Genomic DNA, 15,943 nt, shown 5'->3' with positions numbered 1-15,943 from the left:
CCCTGAGGGGGATTCCGGCTACACGCAGTGAGCCGAGACAGGGGGCAATTTTGTTCATCCGAAACGGCCGGTGATGTAGTCTTCCGTCTCTTTACGCTTGGGTTTGAAGAAGAGGTCTTCCGTGGCACCAAATTCAACAAGATCGCCCAGGTACATATAGGCCGTGTAATCACTGCAGCGGGCGGCCTGCTGCATGTTGTGCGTGACGATCACCACCGTGTAGTCGTTTTTCAACTCGGCAATCAGTTCCTCCACCTTGGCCGTGGAAATAGGGTCCAGCGCCGAGCAAGGCTCATCGAGCAGCAGCACCTCGGGCTTGATGGCAATACCGCGGGCAATGCACAACCGTTGCTGCTGGCCTCCGGACAGGCTGGAACCGCTCTGGTTCAGCTTGTCCTTGACTTCCCCCCAGAGAGCCGCCTTGCGCAATGCCCACTCGACCCGCTCGTCCATGTCCGAGGCGTTGAGGCTTTCAAACAGCTTGACCCCAAAAGCAATATTGTCATAAATCGACATGGGAAATGGCGTGGGCTTCTGAAAGACCATACCGACCTTGGAGCGGATCAGCGCCACGTCCTTTTTGGAGGTCAGCAGGTTTTCCCCGTCAAACGTAACGTCCCCCTCCGCACGCTGCTCGGGATAAAGTTCATACATGCGGTTGAAGATCCGCAGCAGGGTGGATTTTCCGCAGCCCGAGGGGCCAATGAAGGCCGTGACTTTTTTCTCGGGAATTTCCAGATTGATGCCTTTGAGGGCATGAAATTTCCCGTAATAAAAGTCGAGGTTTTTGACCGATATTTTCGATTTCTCGGCCAGCTTTTCGCGTGAGGCAGTGAGGGTATCCATCTTTGACCTTGTCTTGGTATGTGGGTCGACCGTCGGTCAGCCCATCAATGTTTGGTGCGCGTCAATATACGCGCCAGAATATTCAGGCCGAGTACCGCGAGCGTGATCAGGAACACGCCAGCCCAGGCAAGTTGCTGCCAGTTCTCGTACGGGCTCATGGCAAATTTGAAAATCGTCACCGGCAAGCTGGCCATAGGCTGGCTCAGATCCGATGTCCAGAACTGGTTGTTGAGCGCCGTGAACAGCAAAGGCGCTGTTTCCCCCGCGATACGCGCTACGGCCAGCAGGATGCCGGTCACCACACCCGAGCGGGCCGCCTTGAGCGTAATGCTGGTGATCACCTTCCATTTGGGCGCACCCAGCGCGTAGGCAGCCTCGCGCAGCCCGGCCGGAACAAGCTGAAGCATGTTTTCCGTGGTCCGGATCACCACCGGAATCACAATCAATGCAAGCGCTATCACACCGGCCCATCCTGAAAAGGACTTGAAGCGCGACACCACCACAGCGTACACAAACAGGCCGATCACGATGGAGGGTGCCGAGAGCAAAATATCGTTCACAAAGCGTGTGACCGATGCCAGCCAACCCTTGGTGTTGTACTCAGCCAGGTAAATGCCGGCCATGATGCCGATCGGTGTGCCAACGCACGTCGCCAGGAGCACCATCAGGAACGAACCATACAGCGCATTCGCAATGCCGCCGGATTCATTGGGCGCGGGCGTCATTTCGGTGAAGGTCGCCAGCACAATGCCGCCGATGCCCAGGCGTATCGTCTCCCACAGAATCCAGAACAGCCAGAACAGCCCGAACGACATGGCCGCCAGGGAGAGCACCAGCGCAATCTGGTTGACACGTTTGCGGCGGGCAAACTTGGCCAGGCGCGCATCATGCATCACGGCACTCATGATTTGGCTCCCTCGTTTTTCCTCAACTGGGCCAACAGGAGCTTGGACAGCGAAAGCACCACAAAAGTGATAAAGAACAGCACCAGGCCCAGGTAGATCAATGCAGCCTGATGCAAGCCATCAGCCGCCTCGGCAAACTCATTGGCCAGCGCTGACGTGATGCTGTTGGCTGCCTGAAACAGGCTCAGGGAATCGAGCTGGTTGAAGTTGCCGATCACGAAGGTGACCGCCATGGTTTCGCCCAGCGCACGCCCCAGGCCCAGCATGATGCCACCCACCACGCCGGCTTTGGTGTAGGGCAGCACCACCTTGAAGACCACTTCCCAGGTTGTGGATCCGAGGCCGTAAGCCGATTCTTTCAGCAGCACCGGCGTGACCTCGAACACATCACGCATCACCGAAGCGATGAACGGAATGATCATGATCGCGAGAATGATGCCGGCCGACAATATGCCAATACCCACCGGCGGCCCCGAAAACAGTGCCCCCAGATAAGGCACATTGCTGAAAAGACCTTGCAGCGGCTGCTGCACGTAGGTAGCGAGGATGGGCCCGAACACCAGCAGGCCCCACATGCCGTACACGATGGAAGGCACGGCGGCCAGCAGTTCAATAGCGGTGCCCAAAGGCCTTTTGAGCCAGGCGGGCGACAGCTCGGTCAGGAACAGCGCGATACCAAAGCTCACGGGCACGGCAATCACCAGGGCAATCAGCGACGTGGCGAGCGTGCCATAAATCATGATCAGTCCGCCGTACTCGTCTTTGACGGGGTCCCAGACGCTGCTGGTCAAAAACCCGAGTCCGTACTTGCTGATGGCTGGCCACGCTCCGACGATCAGCGACAACAAAATACCGATCAGCAAACCGAGCGTCAGCAGTGCCGCCCCCTGGGCAGCCCAGCCGAAAAGCCGGTCTGCCAGGGAGCTTCTGCGCATTGCCTTTACAGGAGGAGGATTGGTCATGTCACGTCCGGTCGCATTCGCCGGGTGATCAAAAGCGGCCCGGCTAGCCGGAAGTGTAGAGGACACTTAAAAAACCCCCATGGTTCGTCGTCACTTTCAGGGAAAACAGGCTAAGCAGCAGGCTTACTTGTAAGCAACAACCTTGCCCGACGTGTCCTTGATGTCAGCCCATGATTTTTCGATGATCGCCTTCACGCTGGCGGGCATGGGCACATAGTCCAGGTCATCGGCGATCTTGTCGCCATTTTTGTAAGCCCACTCAAAGAATTTGAGCGAGGCAGCAGCCTGCGCGGGCTTGTCCTGCGCCTTCTGCATGAGGATAAAGGTGGCGCCCGTGATGGGCCATGCATCCTTGCCAGGCTGCTCGGTCAGGATCTGGTAAAAACTCTTGGACCACTCAGCGCCTGCAGCAGCAGCCTTGAATGCCGCATCATCCGGCGACACGAAATTGCCGGCAGCATTCTTCAGCTGGGCAAACGTCATCTTGTTCTGCTTGACATAGGCATACTCCACGTAGCCAATCGAGTTGGGCAGACGGCCGACGAATGCAGCGACGCCCTCGTTACCCTTGCCGCCAGCACCCACCGGCCAGTTCACAGCCGTGCCTTCACCCACTTTGGCCTTCCACTCGGCGTTGGCCTTGCTCAAATAATTGGTGAAAATGAAACTGGTACCCGAACCATCAGCGCGGCGGACCGGCGCAATGGCCGCATCCGGCAAGGCCAGCGCAGGATTCATCGCCTTGATGGCGGGGTCGGTCCACTTGGTGATCTTGCCCAGGTAAATGTCACCCAGGACCTGACCGCTCAGCTTCAGTTGGCCCGGAGCGATGCCCTTGATATTGACCACGGGAACCACGCCACCAATCACTGTCGGAAACTGCACCAGCCCTTTTTTGGCGAGCTCTTCATCCTTCAGGGGCGCGTCTGATGCGCCGAAGTCCACGGTCTTGGCCTCAATCTGCCGCAAACCCGCGCCAGAGCCGACCGACTGGTAATTAATCTTGATGCTGGTGGCCTTGTTGTAGTCAGCAGCCCATTTGGAATACAGCGGAGCGGGGAAACTGGCTCCGGCGCCCGTGACATCCTGTGCCGCCGACAGCGTGGCAAACGACATGACGGCAACACCCATCACAGCAGTCATGGAAGCTTTGAAACTCAATTTCATCGAAACACCTTTTGGGTTGGTAGGAAAGATGCACGAACTGTAAAAAACTTGTGTGACAACGATGTGACAGACACTTTCCCGGGTCAATGCATGGCAATCCACGGCGTTGTCACAAAACCTTCAAATTTTCGTCACGGATCTGTCATCGACTGCTCCTACGCTTGGCGTTGTCTTAATCAGGAGAATTTCCATGCCCAATTTCCGCATTCTGTTCGTCGCCGCAACCGTTGCCGCCCTCGCCGGCTGCGCTACTTCCAGCGCCCCGGTATCGGTAGCGGACACTATCGCCGCCAAACCGCAATTGAGCACCCTCACCAGCCTGGTCGCCAAATCAGGACTGACGGACACCCTCAAGGGTACGGGCCCCTTTACCGTCTTTGCGCCTACCAATGAGGCCTTCGCCAAGGTTCCGGCAAAAACCATGGACGATCTTGCCAAGGATCCAGCCAAACTCAAGGCCGTGCTGACTTACCATGTACTGCCCGTCAAGGTCATGGCTGCCGACGTCAAAAATGGCAACAGCAAAACCGTCAATGGCGCCAATGTCGCGATCTCCAAAGCGGGTGATTTCGTCACGGTGGAAGAAGCCATGGTTCAAACCGCCGATATTTCTGCGACCAACGGTATGGTGCATATCGTCGACAGCGTTTTGATTCCTCCTGCGACCCGCTAACGCCAAGTCACCACAAGGCTCGAGGGCCTTGTCTCCCGGCTGTTCCAGGCCAACGCCAGCGCTGGAACAGCGCTGGCCGCTTCAAATTCCATAGCATTTCAAACCGGACGGCGGGAACTGCCCCGCTTGGGGATTCACTCATGTCTTCACAAAATCCAGTCATCAGCCGTCGCCAATTGCTGCAGCGTGCCAGCATGCTGACGGCGGGTGCGGCCACGACGGGCTGGGCGCAGCCTGGCAAACCGGCTGCATCACGCAGCGTCGTCGTTGCACAGGTGGTTGATTTCTCGCCCGCGCAACAGGACGTGTCCAAAGACTTCCTGATCGGGTCACGCGCCGCCTGGCAGGACATCAACTCCCGCGGGGGCATACGCGGCCGGCAGGTGCAGCACCTTGCGCTCGAAACCGACGGCACGCCAGCCAGCCTGCGCGCGGCACTCGACTCTGTCCGGGACAATCCATCCTGCGTCGTCCTCTCCGRCAGTGTCGGCGACCAGATCGCCAGCCAAATCGCTACCCCATCGCGCCAGGGGGGTCTGGATATTGCTCACGCAGCGCCCTGGCTGCAAAACTCCAGCCTCGAAATCGATGACAAGACATTCCCGATTTTCGCGGCGCGCCAGGAACAGATTGCCTATGCACTCAAAACCCTGTCGGTCATGGGCCTGAAGGAACTGGGCGCAATTTATGCGACTGCCAAGGACCACGCGGCCTACCGCGTCGAGGTCGAACGCATTGCTGCCGGTATGCAGCTCCAGCTGCAGTCGTTTCAGGGCGACGGGGACTTGCGCGTGCTCGGCCAGAAGCTGACGCCCAGCACACCGGCTGTGCTTCTCTTTGTGGGAGGCACACCCGAACTTGCCGCGTTCACGCAAGGCCTGGAAAAGCAGGCACGCCAACGCTACATCGTCGCGCTGGCCGACGTCAACCTGCAGACCATGCTGCAAATGGGCGCGGCGCGCAACACACCGGTCATTGCAACCCAGCCGGTGCCGCTGGTCAATGCCAGCCTCCCCGTGGTCAGAAGTTACCGCGATACGCTCGCACGCCTGTTTGACGAGCCCCCCGCCCCGTTGAGCCTGGCCGGCTTCATTGCTGCCAGGTACACCTATGAAGTGCTCCATGACATTGATGGCCCGCTGACGCGCCAGAGCACGTTGGCCGCCTTTCAGCGACGCTCCAGCATGGACATAGGAGGCTTTCGCATCAATTTCAACCCGCAGCGCAGAAGCGGCAGCTATGTCACGCAAAGCATGATGACCGTCGATGGCCGGCTGATTGGCTAAGCGGCAGGAACGCCGAGGTAAGTGCCGATGCGAGTGCCGCGTGAATGCTATGCTGGGCCCGGAAAAAGAAACTCAGACATGCAAAATGGAACACTGCTCGCGGCTGTGGATCTGGGATCCAACAGCTTTCGCCTTGAAATTGGCCGCTTTGACCACGGCCGGGTGCACCGCACGGAATACATCAAGGAAACGGTCCGCCAGGGCAACGGGCTGGATGGCGACCGCAACCTGACGCTGGACGCCATGCAGCGCGGCTGGGACTGCCTGGCCCGCTTCGCCGAGCGGCTGGCGGGGTTCAAGAAGACGCAAGTCAGGGCCGTAGCCACGCAAACCTTGCGGGAAGCACGCAACCGGGAAGAATTTCTGGCCCGAGCCCACCAGATCCTGGGATTCCCCATTGATGTCATCTCAGGCCACGAAGAAGCCCGGCTGATTTACCAGGGCGTAGCCCATCTGCTGCCGCAGTCGGATGAACGCCGGCTGGTCGTGGACATCGGCGGTCGCTCCACCGAGATGATCGTGGGCAAGGACCTGGAGGCACTCACGATGGAGTCTTACCGCGTAGGCAGCGTGGCCTGGTCCATGAAATACTTTCCGCACGGGCAGTTCACGCCCCGTGCTTTCGAAATGGCCGAAATCGCGGCCAAAGCGGTGCTCGATGAGGCGGTCAATGCCTACCAGCCGGGCTTCTGGGATGTCGCTTATGGTTCATCCGGCACCATAGGCGCCGTCAGCGATGTACTGACCGCCTCAGGCTGGCCTGCCGGCCTGGTCACGCGCGATGGCCTCGATTGGCTGCTGGATCGCCTGATCAAGGCGCAAAGTGCCGACCGCCTCAAGCTCGACGGCATGAGGGATGACCGGCGCGCCGTCATCGGTGGTGGTGTCAGCGTGCTGCGGGCTGTGTTCGGGCTGCTGGGCATTGAACAGATGGAAACAGCCCAGGGCGCCCTGCGCCATGGCGTGCTTTATGACCTGCTCGACCGGGAGCAGGATTTGACCGATTTGCGTTCCACCAGCGTCCAGCGCCTGGCCAGCAAATTCGATACAGACGCTGCGCAGGCCCAGCGCGTCAGCAGAGTTTCGCAGCATCTGTTCCTGATGGCTGGTGCGGGCCTGCCCGATGCGGCATTGGAACGCTTCCAGCGCAAGCTGCAGTGGGCCGCACAGCTTCATGAGATTGGCAGCCAGATTTCGCATAGCGACTACCACAAGCATGGCGCCTATATTCTGGACAATGCCGACGCGGCCGGTTTTGCGCTGCCCGAACTGCACCGGCTGAGCCTGCTCGTGCTGGGCCATCGCGGGAAATTGCGCAAACTGGAAGTCGACTTTGAAGACCGGGTGTTTATCCAGCAGCTGCTTTGCCTGCGCGTGGCCGTCATTTTGTGTCATGCCCGGCGAGACCCTGACCTCAAGGGCCTGCAGCTCGAATGCGGTGCAGAGCCCGGCCGGATTTTTGTGCTCAACTGCAGACCGGGCTGGGCTGAAGCCTTTCCTCAATCGGCCCATTTGCTGCGCGAAGAAGTGCTGGCCTGGCAAAAAACGCCGTGGACCCTGATCGTCTCCGGCCTGTAGACCGCGCAAGCCTTGGCGGCAGGGGTCTTGACGGCTCTTTTTTAAACGGTATAAACTGTATATACGGTTTATATCGTTTATTCAAAAGGACAAACTCATGGCAACCTCGAAAAAAGCTTCTGCATCACCGGCGACCAGGAGCCCGGCCCAGCCAAAGATGGCCAAGCCTGCGCTGAAAAAATCGCCTATCCGCAAAGCCGCCGCGGGCAAGCCCCTATCCCCCGCTCCCCTTGCCAAAAAGGCTGGTGCAAAAACTGGCGCCAAAGCTGGTGCGAAAGCGCCGCTGTCCAAGGTGTTGACGGCAGCAAAGCCTGACAAGGCAGCCAAGCCCAAGAAACCCAAACTGGTACGCGACAGCTTTACCATTCCCAAAGCCGAATACCTGGTGCTTGAGGGTCTCAAACAGCGTGCAGCCCAGTTAACCCGCCCAGCCAAAAAAAGCGAAGTGCTGCGCGCCGGCATCAAAGCCCTGGCAGCCCTGTCCGATGCCGCCTTCCTGATGGCGCTGGAGCAGGTTCCGGCCATCAAGACTGGCCGCCCGACCCTGTCCAGTTAAGCAGAGGACGCTGACTGCGGCCGTCGAACGCCGTCGAACGCCGTCGAACGATCTTCCTCCCGGCACGCCCTTAGAGCCCCCTTTTAAAGCACTTCAGGCGACTGCACGGTGACCACGACGGTCTGGCTATGGCCGTCACGATCGCGGTTGCGAAGCCACCAGAGAGAGCCCTTTTTGACGGGGCAATCGCTCTCCTGCAGCCCCAGCAGTTGGGCAATCGTCTGCCCCAAGGTAGGTTGATGCCCCACCACCAGGATGGGCGACCGGCTCAGGGGCCATTGCACCAGCTCCAGCAACTGCGCGGGCGTTGCATCCGGTGCGAGTTCGGTCCGTATCTTGTACTTGCGCCCCAGCGCCAGCACCGTCTGCTCGCAGCGCCGCGCCGGGCTGACCAGGATGCGCGCGCCTTCCGGGAGCTGCCGGTCCAGCCAGCCGGCCATACGGGCCGCCTGCTTCTCTCCTCGTGACGTGAGCGACCGGTCCAGATCACTGCCTCCCTCGGGATCACCTTCAGGCCAGTCTTCCGCCTCCGCATGACGCCACAAGATGAGGTCCATGGCTATTTTTCCCTTTGGTGGGCTGGCAAATAACGCGCCATCAGGGCCGCTTGAGCACCGTGCCCTCCTGCCTTGGCACGTTGATCCACCCGCAGGTAGGTACCATCAGGCTGCAAGTCCCAAGCATCGCACCCATCATGCAAGTAGGCCACCAGGCATTCATCGATGATGCGCTGGCGAATGACAGGATCGATAACCGGCCAGGCCAGCTCTACGCGGCGCAGCATGTTGCGGTTCATCCAGTCTGCGCTGGAAAGATAGAGCGATTCTTCCGCGGCACAGCGGAAATAAAACACCCGCGAGTGCTCCAGAAACCGGCCAATCACCGAGCGGACCCGGATGTTGTCCGTCACGCCCGGAACCTGGGCGGGCAGCATGCAGGCGCCGCGCACGATCAGGTCTATTTTTACGCCACGCTGCCCGGCCCTGACCAGGGCCAGCATCAAGTCTTCGTCGGTCAGCGCATTCATCTTCGCCACAAGCCGGGCATCCTTGCCCTGCAGGGCCGCTTCACCCAGTGCGTCAATTTTTTCAATCAGTTTGCGCTGCAGCTGAAACGGCGCCAGCCAGAGGTGATGCAACTTGGGCAGGCGGCTTTGGCTGGCCAGGTGCACAAACACATTGTCCATGTCCAGCGTCAGCAATGGATCGGCGGTCAGGTAGCTGATGTCGGTGTACAGGCGTGCCGTGCGCGGGTTGTAATTGCCGGTAGACAGGTGTGCATAACGCACGAGATGCCGGCCCTCGCGGCGGGTGACCAGCAGCATCTTGGCGTGGGTCTTCAAGCCCACCACCCCGTAAACCACCTGCGCACCAATCGACTCCAGCATCTCCGCCCAGTTGATGTTGGCCTCCTCGTCGAAGCGTGCCTTGAGCTCCACCACGACGGTGACTTCCTTGCCGCGCCGAACAGCTTCCCGCAGCAACAGCATCAGTTCGGAATCAGAGCCAGTGCGGTAAATGGTCTGCTTGATTGCCAGGACCTGCGGGTCGTTGACCGCCTCGCGTAAAAAAGCCAGAACACCATCGAAACTCTCGAAGGGCTGATGAATGGACACATCGCCCTGCTTGAGCTGCTCAAAAAATGATTGCCCGGGTTGCAACTGCGTGGGGTAGCTGGCGCTGTAGTGCGGGAAAAGCAGCTTGGGATCATTGACCAGATCCACCAGCTGGGTCAGCCGCACCAGATTGACCGGCCCCTGGACCCTGTAGAGGGAAAGCTCCGGCAAGTCGAACTGCTTGAGCAAAAAGTTCGCCAGGTATTCCGAACATCCAGCCGCGACTTCCAGCCGGACAGCCTGGCCATAATGGCGCTGCTCCAAGCCCTGGCGCAGGGCCGTGCGCAGGTTCTTCACATCGTCTTCGTCCACCGCCAGGTCGGAGTGCCGGGTCACGCGGAACTGGGAAAACTGCCCGACCTCACGGCCCGGAAACAGCTCCGTCAGATGCGCCCGGACCACACTGGACAGCGAGACGAACAGCCTGCCCTTGTTGGCGCCGGGCGTTGGCATGGGGATCATGCGCGGCAATACCCGTGGAATCTTGACGATCGCGATTTCGTTCTGGCGCCCGAAGGCATCATGGCCACCGAGCCGGACGATGAAGTTCAGTGACTTGTTGGCCACCTGCGGAAAGGGATGGGAAGGGTCGAGCCCGACCGGCACCAGCAGCGGCCGGACTTCCCTTTCAAAATAAGCCTTCACCCAGCGACGCTGGGCGGCGTTGCGCTCGCCGTGCGAGACGACGCGAATGCCCAGCCGCTCAAATTCCGGCATCAGATCGTCGTTGTAGAGGGAGTACTGGCGCGCCACCATGTCATGCGCGGCAGCCGACAGGGCCGCGAAGGACTCTACGGTGTACAGGCCTTTTTGTTCGTTGCCCTGGGCCGCCGTCAGGTGAGGTGCCGCGCGAACCTCAAAAAACTCGTCCAGGTTGGACGACACAATGCACAAAAACCTCAAGCGCTCGAGCAGCGGCACATCCGGGCGCCTGGCCCAGTCCAGCACCCGCTCGTTGAAAGCCAGAATACTGTGGTCACGGTCGAGAAACCTGACAGGTCGCGCAGCATCGTGGGGTTGAGCAGGCAAAGAAAATGAAGGGAGCAAATCAGACATCAACAAGACAAGTCTTTGTAATCAAAGGTAATCTCCGAGTGTTTACTGGTTTGATGACAAAGGTGTGACAGTACTTTTAACTGATGCTATGCCCCCGCCGACCGGCTTGCAAGAGCTACCTCTGGCAGCCAACACCAGGTAGCTTTCAAACAGGTGTGCGGCCTGCTCCCAACTGAAGTCGAATGCCCGCCTGCGGGCCTGATGCCGCGGTACCGCCAGCGCGCTGTAGCAGGCTTGCTGCAAATCGGTGTTCATGACACCGCCGTGACAGCTTCCCCCTACCCCCTCCTCTCCCTCTTCTTTACCCAGCACCTCCAGCGGGCCATCCACCGGATAGGCCGCCACAGGCGTGCCTGTCGCCATCGCCTCCAGCATCACCAGGCCGAATGTTTCCGATCTGCTGGGAAATACAAATACATCGGCCGCTGCGTACACCTTGGCCAGCTCATTGCGGGGCATCACCCCCATCCATCGCACCTGTGGATAGCGCTCCCTGAGCGCGACTTCCAGCGGCCCCACGCCGCAAACGACTTTGGTGCCGGGAATGTCCAGCTTTAAAAATGCCTCGATGTTTTTCTCGTACGACAAGCGCCCCACGAACAGCGAGACCGGGCGAACCAGCGTGCCCATGGGCGGGTACAGCTGCGGTACGGGCTGGAACGCAAACAGTTGCGTGTCCACGCCGTGCGTCCAGCTCCGCAGATTGCGAAAACCCCGCTGCTCCAGCATACGCAACACGCCTTGCGTGGGCACCATCACGCCGGATGACGGCTTGTGAAAGTAACGAAACAGCGCGTAGCCCCACGACAGCGGGATTCTGAGCGCTGCATGGAGGATTTCAGGAAACTTGGTGTGAAATGCCGTCGTGAAGTTCAAACCGCGTTTGCCGCAATAGCTGCGCGCCGCCCAGCCCAGCGGCCCCTCGGTCGCGATGTGAATGGCGTCAGGCTCAAAGGCATCGAGTTTTTCAGTCAGGCCGCGCCGGGGACGGACCGCCAGGTCAATGCCCGCATAGCCGGGGCATGGCCGGGTCTTGAAAAGACCGGGGTGAATCACCTCGACCACATGCCCCAGTTGCTCCAGTTCGCGCACCAACTCCACAAGCGTGGTCACCACTCCGTTGACCTGGGGCTGCCAGGCGTCCGTAACCAGGGCGATCTTCATGCGGTCACCGCCTGCACGGCATGGCCACGGCCCTGGGTTTCATGGGCGGGTGCCCAATGCACCAGTTCCAGGCTGCCGTCAAAATTTTCAACCAAAGCCGTGCGGCTTTCGACCCAGTCGCCGTCGTTGCAGTACAGGACGCCGTTGATGTCGCGCATCTCGGCACGATGGATATGGCCGCACACCACACCCTGGTGGCCGCGGCGGCGCGCTTCGCTGGCCACGGCCACTTCAAAGTCGGTGACATAGTTCAGCGCACTCTTTACCTTGTGCTTCAAGTAGGCCGACAGCGACCAGTAGGGCAAGCCCATTCGGGCGCGCAGGCTGTTGAGATGGCGGTTAAGTTTGAGCGTGAATTCATACAGGTTGTCGCCCACGTAGGCGAGCCATTTGGCGCATTGCACGACCGCATCGAAATAATCACCGTGGATAACCCACAACTGCAAGCCGGCGGCCGTGGTGTGCACCGCTTCTTCCATCACTTCAATGCCGCCAAACTGGTGGCCCATAAATTCACGCGCAAACTCATCATGGTTACCCGGCACATAAATCACGCGGCAGCCTTTGCGGGCGCGCCGCAGCAGCTTTTGCACCACATCGTTGTGGGACTGCGGCCAGTACCACTTGCGGCGCAGCTGCCAGCCGTCAACGATATCGCCCACCAGGTACAGGTTGTCGCAGGGATGGGCTTTCAGGAAGTCCAGCAGCGCGGCAGCCTGGCAGCCTGGCGTGCCCAGATGTAGGTCGGAGATGAAAATCGTGCGGTAACGCTTGCGCAACGACTCATCGTCGCTGTCGTCCTCGCCCGGCACATCCCCGTTGCCAAATGAACCGAGGGCATCGAACATGTGCCGCATCAAGCCTCCGCGGAATTGGCAGGAAGGGGCTTTCCCGAAAAATGCTTCAGGTAGCGCGGCGGCAAATCGGCGATGCGCATCATCATGGGCAGATCGGCCGAGTTGAAGTCCGGATCCCAGGCCGGCGCCCCGAGCACCTTGGCGCCCAGGCGCAGGTAACCCTTGATCAGCGCCGGTGGCTCCACATCCAGCGAGTCGTCGAGCTGCTCCACCGGCAAGGCCAGGCGCGGCGTCACGCGGTATTCGATGGCGGCCAGGTGGGTTTGCCGCACCTGGCGCCAGATGCTGGCTGCTGCATGCCCACTGGAGACACCGTTGTGCTGCATCGGGATACTGGCACAACCAATCATGGTGTCGAGCTGGTTGCGCGCCATGAATTCGGCCAGCGCGCCCCAGAGTGCCAGGATCACGCCGCCATGCCGATGGTCTGCATGCACGCAGCTGCGCCCGAGTTCCACCATGCGCTCGCGCAGGGAGCGCAGCCGGGTCAGGTCGAATTCGGTGTCGCTGTAGGTGCTGCCCACGCGCTTGGCCTGGGTCGGGGTGAGCACGCGGTAGGTGCCAATCACGTCGCCGCTTGCCTCGTCACGCACCAGCAGGTGTTCGCAATAATCATCAAACAGGTCAATGTCGTGACCGGGCAAGGTCCTTGACAGGGTGGCGCCCATTTCAAGAGCAAACACCTGGTACCTCAGGCGTTGCGCCTGCCGGACCTCGTCCTGGTGCCGGGCCCAGCTGACCGAGATTTTCCCCACTGGAGCCCTTTGAACAGGGGCTGGACTGACAGCATGACCGCTTTGATGAAGTGACCCCCGTGGCATTGCGACGGGCGACAATGCAAAGGTGGGATTGGGCAGTTCTTTCATGGCTAACTCCTTGGTTCCTTGTGTCAACAACTTCAGCGACTCCACGACTCAACATCACGCGCGCTGTAAAAAAGCCCCAAAAAAGGGGCTCTGACTCTCAATCGCTGGCGGCCAGCGACACCGCTTTATTCCGTCGCCCCAGACTGGCAATCAGCACTGGCCGTGCATTCGAAAGGCCTTCGAGCCAGGGCCGGGTGCCCGCCTTAAAGCGAAAACCACCAGGACTGTTGGCCAAAGCCTGGGCCGTGCAGCGCAGGATGCGCAGGCACTGCTGGTTGAGGTCATGGATGCCGGCGCTCAGGGCGCTGGCGGCGCCTTGCTCGTGCTTGCCCTGTTCACCGGCGTGGTTCAAATACCGTCCCATCGCGTGCTCCGTCATGCTGGTCATGGCGTGATTCTGAAAGCCGGGGGTGACGTGTTCGTGTCAGTTCGATGGCAGTTGTGTGACACCGAAAGCAATACGCCTCGCGTGGTGGCAAAGCATCAGTCGCAAGTTGCGACGTAGGGGATTGGCGACTTTTTTTCGGGAATGCCGCATGCGGCAAGGCGCAGCGGTATGCAATATCTTCGGATCTCGTCATCACAGCGCCGGCGCACAGACAAGGAGAACCGACATGCCCAGAGGCGACAAATCTACTTACAGCGACAAGCAAAAGCGCAAGGCTGAACCAGGCGAGCGCTGCCATCGGCCAGAAATGGACCTCACAGAACACTGCGAGGCAACCCAAAGGGCAGCTACCTACGACTTATGCTGGTCAGCCACTCGCTCATGCAGCTTGCCAAGAAAGGCGTCAACAAGAGGATTGGCGAGACCGCTTTTTCGGACTGCGAGAACCTTGCTGCAGATGTGCAGATCGGCAATGGGCACGAAGCGAAGGTCGGTGCGGTTGTTCCCGGCAACACTCCGACCCACCACTGTCGTGCCCAGGCCCGCGGCCACCAGCCCAAGCGCTGTGTGGATCTCCTTCGCCTCGTGGCCGACCTGGACCTTGGCACCGGCTTGTTCCAGGAAGTTGAGCACCTGCCGGGAGAAATGCGCATTGGCCACCTTCGGATAACTCACGTAAGGCAGGGCCTCCAGGTCTGCAGCCACCAGGGATTCGCGCGCTGCCAGCGGATGCTGGATGGGAAGGGCCGCAACGAGAGGGTCGTCAAACAGCTCCGTGTAGTTCAGGTCTGGCTCACGAGTGAAGGCACCCAACGTTCGTGCGATGGCGAGGTGGATGGCGCCGCTGCGCAACGCGGCGGGCTGCTCCTCGGTGAGGATCTCCAGCAGATCGATCCGCACGTCGGGAAAGGCCGACTGCATCGCACGCACGGCCTCGGGCAGGATCGAAAAGATCGTGGATCGCGTGAAGCCGATGCCTAGCCATCCAAGGTTGCCTGCCGCGATGCCTTTGGCTTCGAACTCCAGCCGGCTGGTTGTCGAGAGCAACTCCTTGGCCTTGGGATAGACGAACTGGCCCAGCGGCGTCAATGTCATCGGCCGGGTTCTCCGGTCAAACAAGGAGCCACCGAGCAATTCCTCCAGCTGGCTGATCTGCATGCTGATGGCCGTCGGCGCGACGAATAGCTTCTCGGCCGCAGCCCGGGCGTTCCCGGCATCCACCACTTCGCAAAAGTACCGCAGTTGTCTTAAGTTCATAATTTTTGAATATTAGTTCAAAAATCGGCGATTGCATTCAGATATTCACTGCCTCATGATTCTTCCCCATGAGCAATGACATCACCCAATCTGACTGGCTCCAGCAGGCCAGGACCCTTTCCACCGCTGAAATCTCCGATGCACTCGACGCGCTGAAGCTGCCCGGCAGCGCCTTCGGCATCCGCCCCGTGGCCGGACCCGACAAGCTGTTCGGATTCGCGTTCACCGTGCGCTTTGCGCCGATCGACCGCGCCTCGCCCGGAACAGTGGGCGACTTCATCGACACGCTGAAGCCCGACACCGTCGCAGTGCTCGACAACGGCGGGCGCCTGGACTGCACGGTATGGGGCGGCATCATGAGCCGGCTGGCTGCCCACAAGGGCCTGGCCGGTACGGTGATCCACGGCGTGTGCCGCGACACTGCGGAAGCCGACGAAGTGGGATACCCGCTGTATGCCAATGGCCGCTTCATGCGCACGGGCAAGGATCGCGTGCAGGTCGAAGCATACGAACAACCTGTGACGCTCGGCGACGTGCGCGTGTGCCCAGGTGACCTTGTCGTCGGCGATGCCGACGGCGTCGTGGTCGTGCCGCGAGCCCGCATGCAAGACGTGCTTGCGAAGGCGTTCGAAACCCGGGCCATCGAGGAGCAGATCCTCGCCGCAGCTCTGGCCGGCATGCCCCTGGTGGAGGCCCGCAAGCAGTTCAAGTACCACACCCTGCAACGCGCGGCCGATTCTCCCCTGGCTGCCTAGCGCAACAACTCC

16 protein-coding genes are annotated in these 15,943 nt (G+C 60.2%); 5 read left to right on the top strand and 11 right to left on the bottom strand.

Annotated features, from left to right (window positions below; translation table 11 throughout):
- Nucleotides 1-54: 54 nt before the first annotated feature.
- The 4 genes from pstB to pstS are packed head-to-tail and all read right to left on the bottom strand — an operon-like array spanning nt 55 to nt 3,856.
- Nucleotides 55-846 (bottom strand): phosphate ABC transporter ATP-binding protein PstB, encoded by a 792-nt coding sequence (gene pstB / locus AC1DUB_RS11020; RefSeq protein WP_477716894.1) that lies wholly within the window; start codon nt 844-846, stop codon nt 55-57.
- Between the two features lie 44 nt (nt 847-890).
- Nucleotides 891-1,751, bottom strand: coding sequence for a phosphate ABC transporter permease PstA (gene pstA / locus AC1DUB_RS11015; RefSeq protein ID WP_477729557.1), 861 nt, complete (start codon nt 1,749-1,751; stop codon nt 891-893).
- Nucleotides 1,748-2,779, bottom strand: a complete 1,032-nt coding sequence (gene pstC, locus AC1DUB_RS11010; protein WP_477729556.1) for a phosphate ABC transporter permease PstC — start codon at nt 2,777-2,779, stop codon at nt 1,748-1,750. Before pstC ends, pstA begins: the two co-directional genes overlap by 4 nt.
- A 57-nt stretch (nt 2,780-2,836) precedes the next feature.
- Entirely contained in the window at nt 2,837-3,856 is a 1,020-nt protein-coding gene (gene pstS, locus AC1DUB_RS11005) for a phosphate ABC transporter substrate-binding protein PstS (RefSeq protein ID WP_477729555.1), read from the bottom strand.
- Nucleotides 3,857-4,070: 214 nt separating this feature from the next.
- Between pstS and AC1DUB_RS11000 the strand changes: the two genes are divergently transcribed.
- The 4 genes from AC1DUB_RS11000 (at nt 4,071) to AC1DUB_RS10985 (ending at nt 7,973) form a co-directional block, all read left to right on the top strand.
- Nucleotides 4,071-4,553 carry a fasciclin domain-containing protein gene (locus tag AC1DUB_RS11000; protein ID WP_477729554.1) on the top strand — a complete coding sequence of 161 codons (483 nt, stop codon included), beginning with the start codon at nt 4,071-4,073 and terminating at the stop codon, nt 4,551-4,553.
- Between the two features lie 140 nt (nt 4,554-4,693).
- Complete coding sequence (locus AC1DUB_RS10995) at nt 4,694-5,839, top strand: ABC transporter substrate-binding protein (RefSeq protein ID WP_477729553.1); 1,146 nt, start codon at nt 4,694-4,696, stop codon at nt 5,837-5,839.
- Nucleotides 5,840-5,917: 78 nt separating this feature from the next.
- Nucleotides 5,918-7,417 (top strand): exopolyphosphatase, encoded by a 1,500-nt coding sequence (gene ppx / locus AC1DUB_RS10990; protein ID WP_477729552.1) that lies wholly within the window; start codon nt 5,918-5,920, stop codon nt 7,415-7,417.
- A 97-nt stretch (nt 7,418-7,514) separates the two neighbouring features.
- Complete coding sequence (locus AC1DUB_RS10985) at nt 7,515-7,973, top strand: hypothetical protein (RefSeq protein WP_477729551.1); 459 nt, start codon at nt 7,515-7,517, stop codon at nt 7,971-7,973.
- 83 nt (nt 7,974-8,056) lie between these two features.
- Here AC1DUB_RS10985 and AC1DUB_RS10980 read toward each other — a convergent pair whose 3' ends face one another.
- The 7 genes from AC1DUB_RS10980 to AC1DUB_RS10950 form a co-directional block, all read right to left on the bottom strand.
- Nucleotides 8,057-8,530 carry a SixA phosphatase family protein gene (locus tag AC1DUB_RS10980; RefSeq protein WP_477729550.1) on the bottom strand — a complete coding sequence of 158 codons (474 nt, stop codon included), beginning with the start codon at nt 8,528-8,530 and terminating at the stop codon, nt 8,057-8,059.
- A gap of 2 nt (nt 8,531-8,532) precedes the next feature.
- Nucleotides 8,533-10,644 carry a polyphosphate kinase 1 gene (gene ppk1 / locus AC1DUB_RS10975; protein WP_477729549.1) on the bottom strand — a complete coding sequence of 704 codons (2,112 nt, stop codon included), beginning with the start codon at nt 10,642-10,644 and terminating at the stop codon, nt 8,533-8,535.
- A 42-nt stretch (nt 10,645-10,686) separates the two neighbouring features.
- Nucleotides 10,687-11,808, bottom strand: a complete 1,122-nt coding sequence (locus AC1DUB_RS10970) for a glycosyltransferase family 4 protein (RefSeq protein WP_477729548.1) — start codon at nt 11,806-11,808, stop codon at nt 10,687-10,689.
- Nucleotides 11,805-12,665 carry a UDP-2,3-diacylglucosamine diphosphatase gene (locus AC1DUB_RS10965; RefSeq protein ID WP_477729547.1) on the bottom strand — a complete coding sequence of 287 codons (861 nt, stop codon included), beginning with the start codon at nt 12,663-12,665 and terminating at the stop codon, nt 11,805-11,807. The genes AC1DUB_RS10970 and AC1DUB_RS10965 overlap by 4 nt, the downstream gene beginning before the upstream one ends.
- Entirely contained in the window at nt 12,665-13,531 is an 867-nt protein-coding gene (locus AC1DUB_RS10960) for a GNAT family N-acetyltransferase (protein ID WP_477716907.1), read from the bottom strand. The genes AC1DUB_RS10965 and AC1DUB_RS10960 overlap by 1 nt, the downstream gene beginning before the upstream one ends.
- A gap of 97 nt (nt 13,532-13,628) precedes the next feature.
- Nucleotides 13,629-13,919 carry a hypothetical protein gene (locus AC1DUB_RS10955; RefSeq protein ID WP_477716908.1) on the bottom strand — a complete coding sequence of 97 codons (291 nt, stop codon included), beginning with the start codon at nt 13,917-13,919 and terminating at the stop codon, nt 13,629-13,631.
- A 351-nt stretch (nt 13,920-14,270) separates the two neighbouring features.
- A complete protein-coding gene (locus AC1DUB_RS10950; RefSeq protein WP_477729546.1) occupies nt 14,271-15,176 on the bottom strand; it encodes a LysR family transcriptional regulator in 906 nt (301 codons plus the stop codon).
- 68 nt (nt 15,177-15,244) lie between these two features.
- On the opposite strand from AC1DUB_RS10950, the gene AC1DUB_RS10945 reads away from it, so the two are divergent.
- The gene (locus AC1DUB_RS10945; protein ID WP_477729545.1) at nt 15,245-15,931 is read left to right on the top strand and encodes an RraA family protein; all 687 of its coding nucleotides are present in this window, start codon (nt 15,245-15,247) and stop codon (nt 15,929-15,931) included.
- Nucleotides 15,932-15,943 lie beyond the last annotated feature (12 nt).

The sequence above is a fragment of the Polaromonas sp. P4_F9 genome (assembly GCF_056401235.1).
Note: the sequence above shows the minus strand (reverse complement) of the source record. Positions and strands in the feature narration are given on the sequence as shown.

Coding starts and splice junctions, on each gene's coding strand:
- AC1DUB_RS10960 (WP_477716907.1), bottom strand. CDS start 13,531: ATGAAAGAACTGCCCAATCCCACCTTTGCATTGTCGCCCGTCGCAATG.
- AC1DUB_RS10945 (WP_477729545.1), top strand. CDS start 15,245: ATGAGCAATGACATCACCCAATCTGACTGGCTCCAGCAGGCCAGGACC.
- AC1DUB_RS10965 (WP_477729547.1), bottom strand. CDS start 12,665: ATGCGGCACATGTTCGATGCCCTCGGTTCATTTGGCAACGGGGATGTG.
- ppk1 (WP_477729549.1), bottom strand. CDS start 10,644: ATGTCTGATTTGCTCCCTTCATTTTCTTTGCCTGCTCAACCCCACGAT.
- AC1DUB_RS10950 (WP_477729546.1), bottom strand. CDS start 15,176: ATGAACTTAAGACAACTGCGGTACTTTTGCGAAGTGGTGGATGCCGGG.
- pstS (WP_477729555.1), bottom strand. CDS start 3,856: ATGACTGCTGTGATGGGTGTTGCCGTCATGTCGTTTGCCACGCTGTCG.
- AC1DUB_RS11000 (WP_477729554.1), top strand. CDS start 4,071: ATGCCCAATTTCCGCATTCTGTTCGTCGCCGCAACCGTTGCCGCCCTC.
- ppx (WP_477729552.1), top strand. CDS start 5,918: ATGCAAAATGGAACACTGCTCGCGGCTGTGGATCTGGGATCCAACAGC.
- AC1DUB_RS10970 (WP_477729548.1), bottom strand. CDS start 11,808: ATGAAGATCGCCCTGGTTACGGACGCCTGGCAGCCCCAGGTCAACGGA.
- AC1DUB_RS10955 (WP_477716908.1), bottom strand. CDS start 13,919: ATGACCAGCATGACGGAGCACGCGATGGGACGGTATTTGAACCACGCC.
- pstB (WP_477716894.1), bottom strand. CDS start 846: ATGGATACCCTCACTGCCTCACGCGAAAAGCTGGCCGAGAAATCGAAA.
- AC1DUB_RS10980 (WP_477729550.1), bottom strand. CDS start 8,530: ATGGACCTCATCTTGTGGCGTCATGCGGAGGCGGAAGACTGGCCTGAA.
- pstA (WP_477729557.1), bottom strand. CDS start 1,751: ATGAGTGCCGTGATGCATGATGCGCGCCTGGCCAAGTTTGCCCGCCGC.
- AC1DUB_RS10985 (WP_477729551.1), top strand. CDS start 7,515: ATGGCAACCTCGAAAAAAGCTTCTGCATCACCGGCGACCAGGAGCCCG.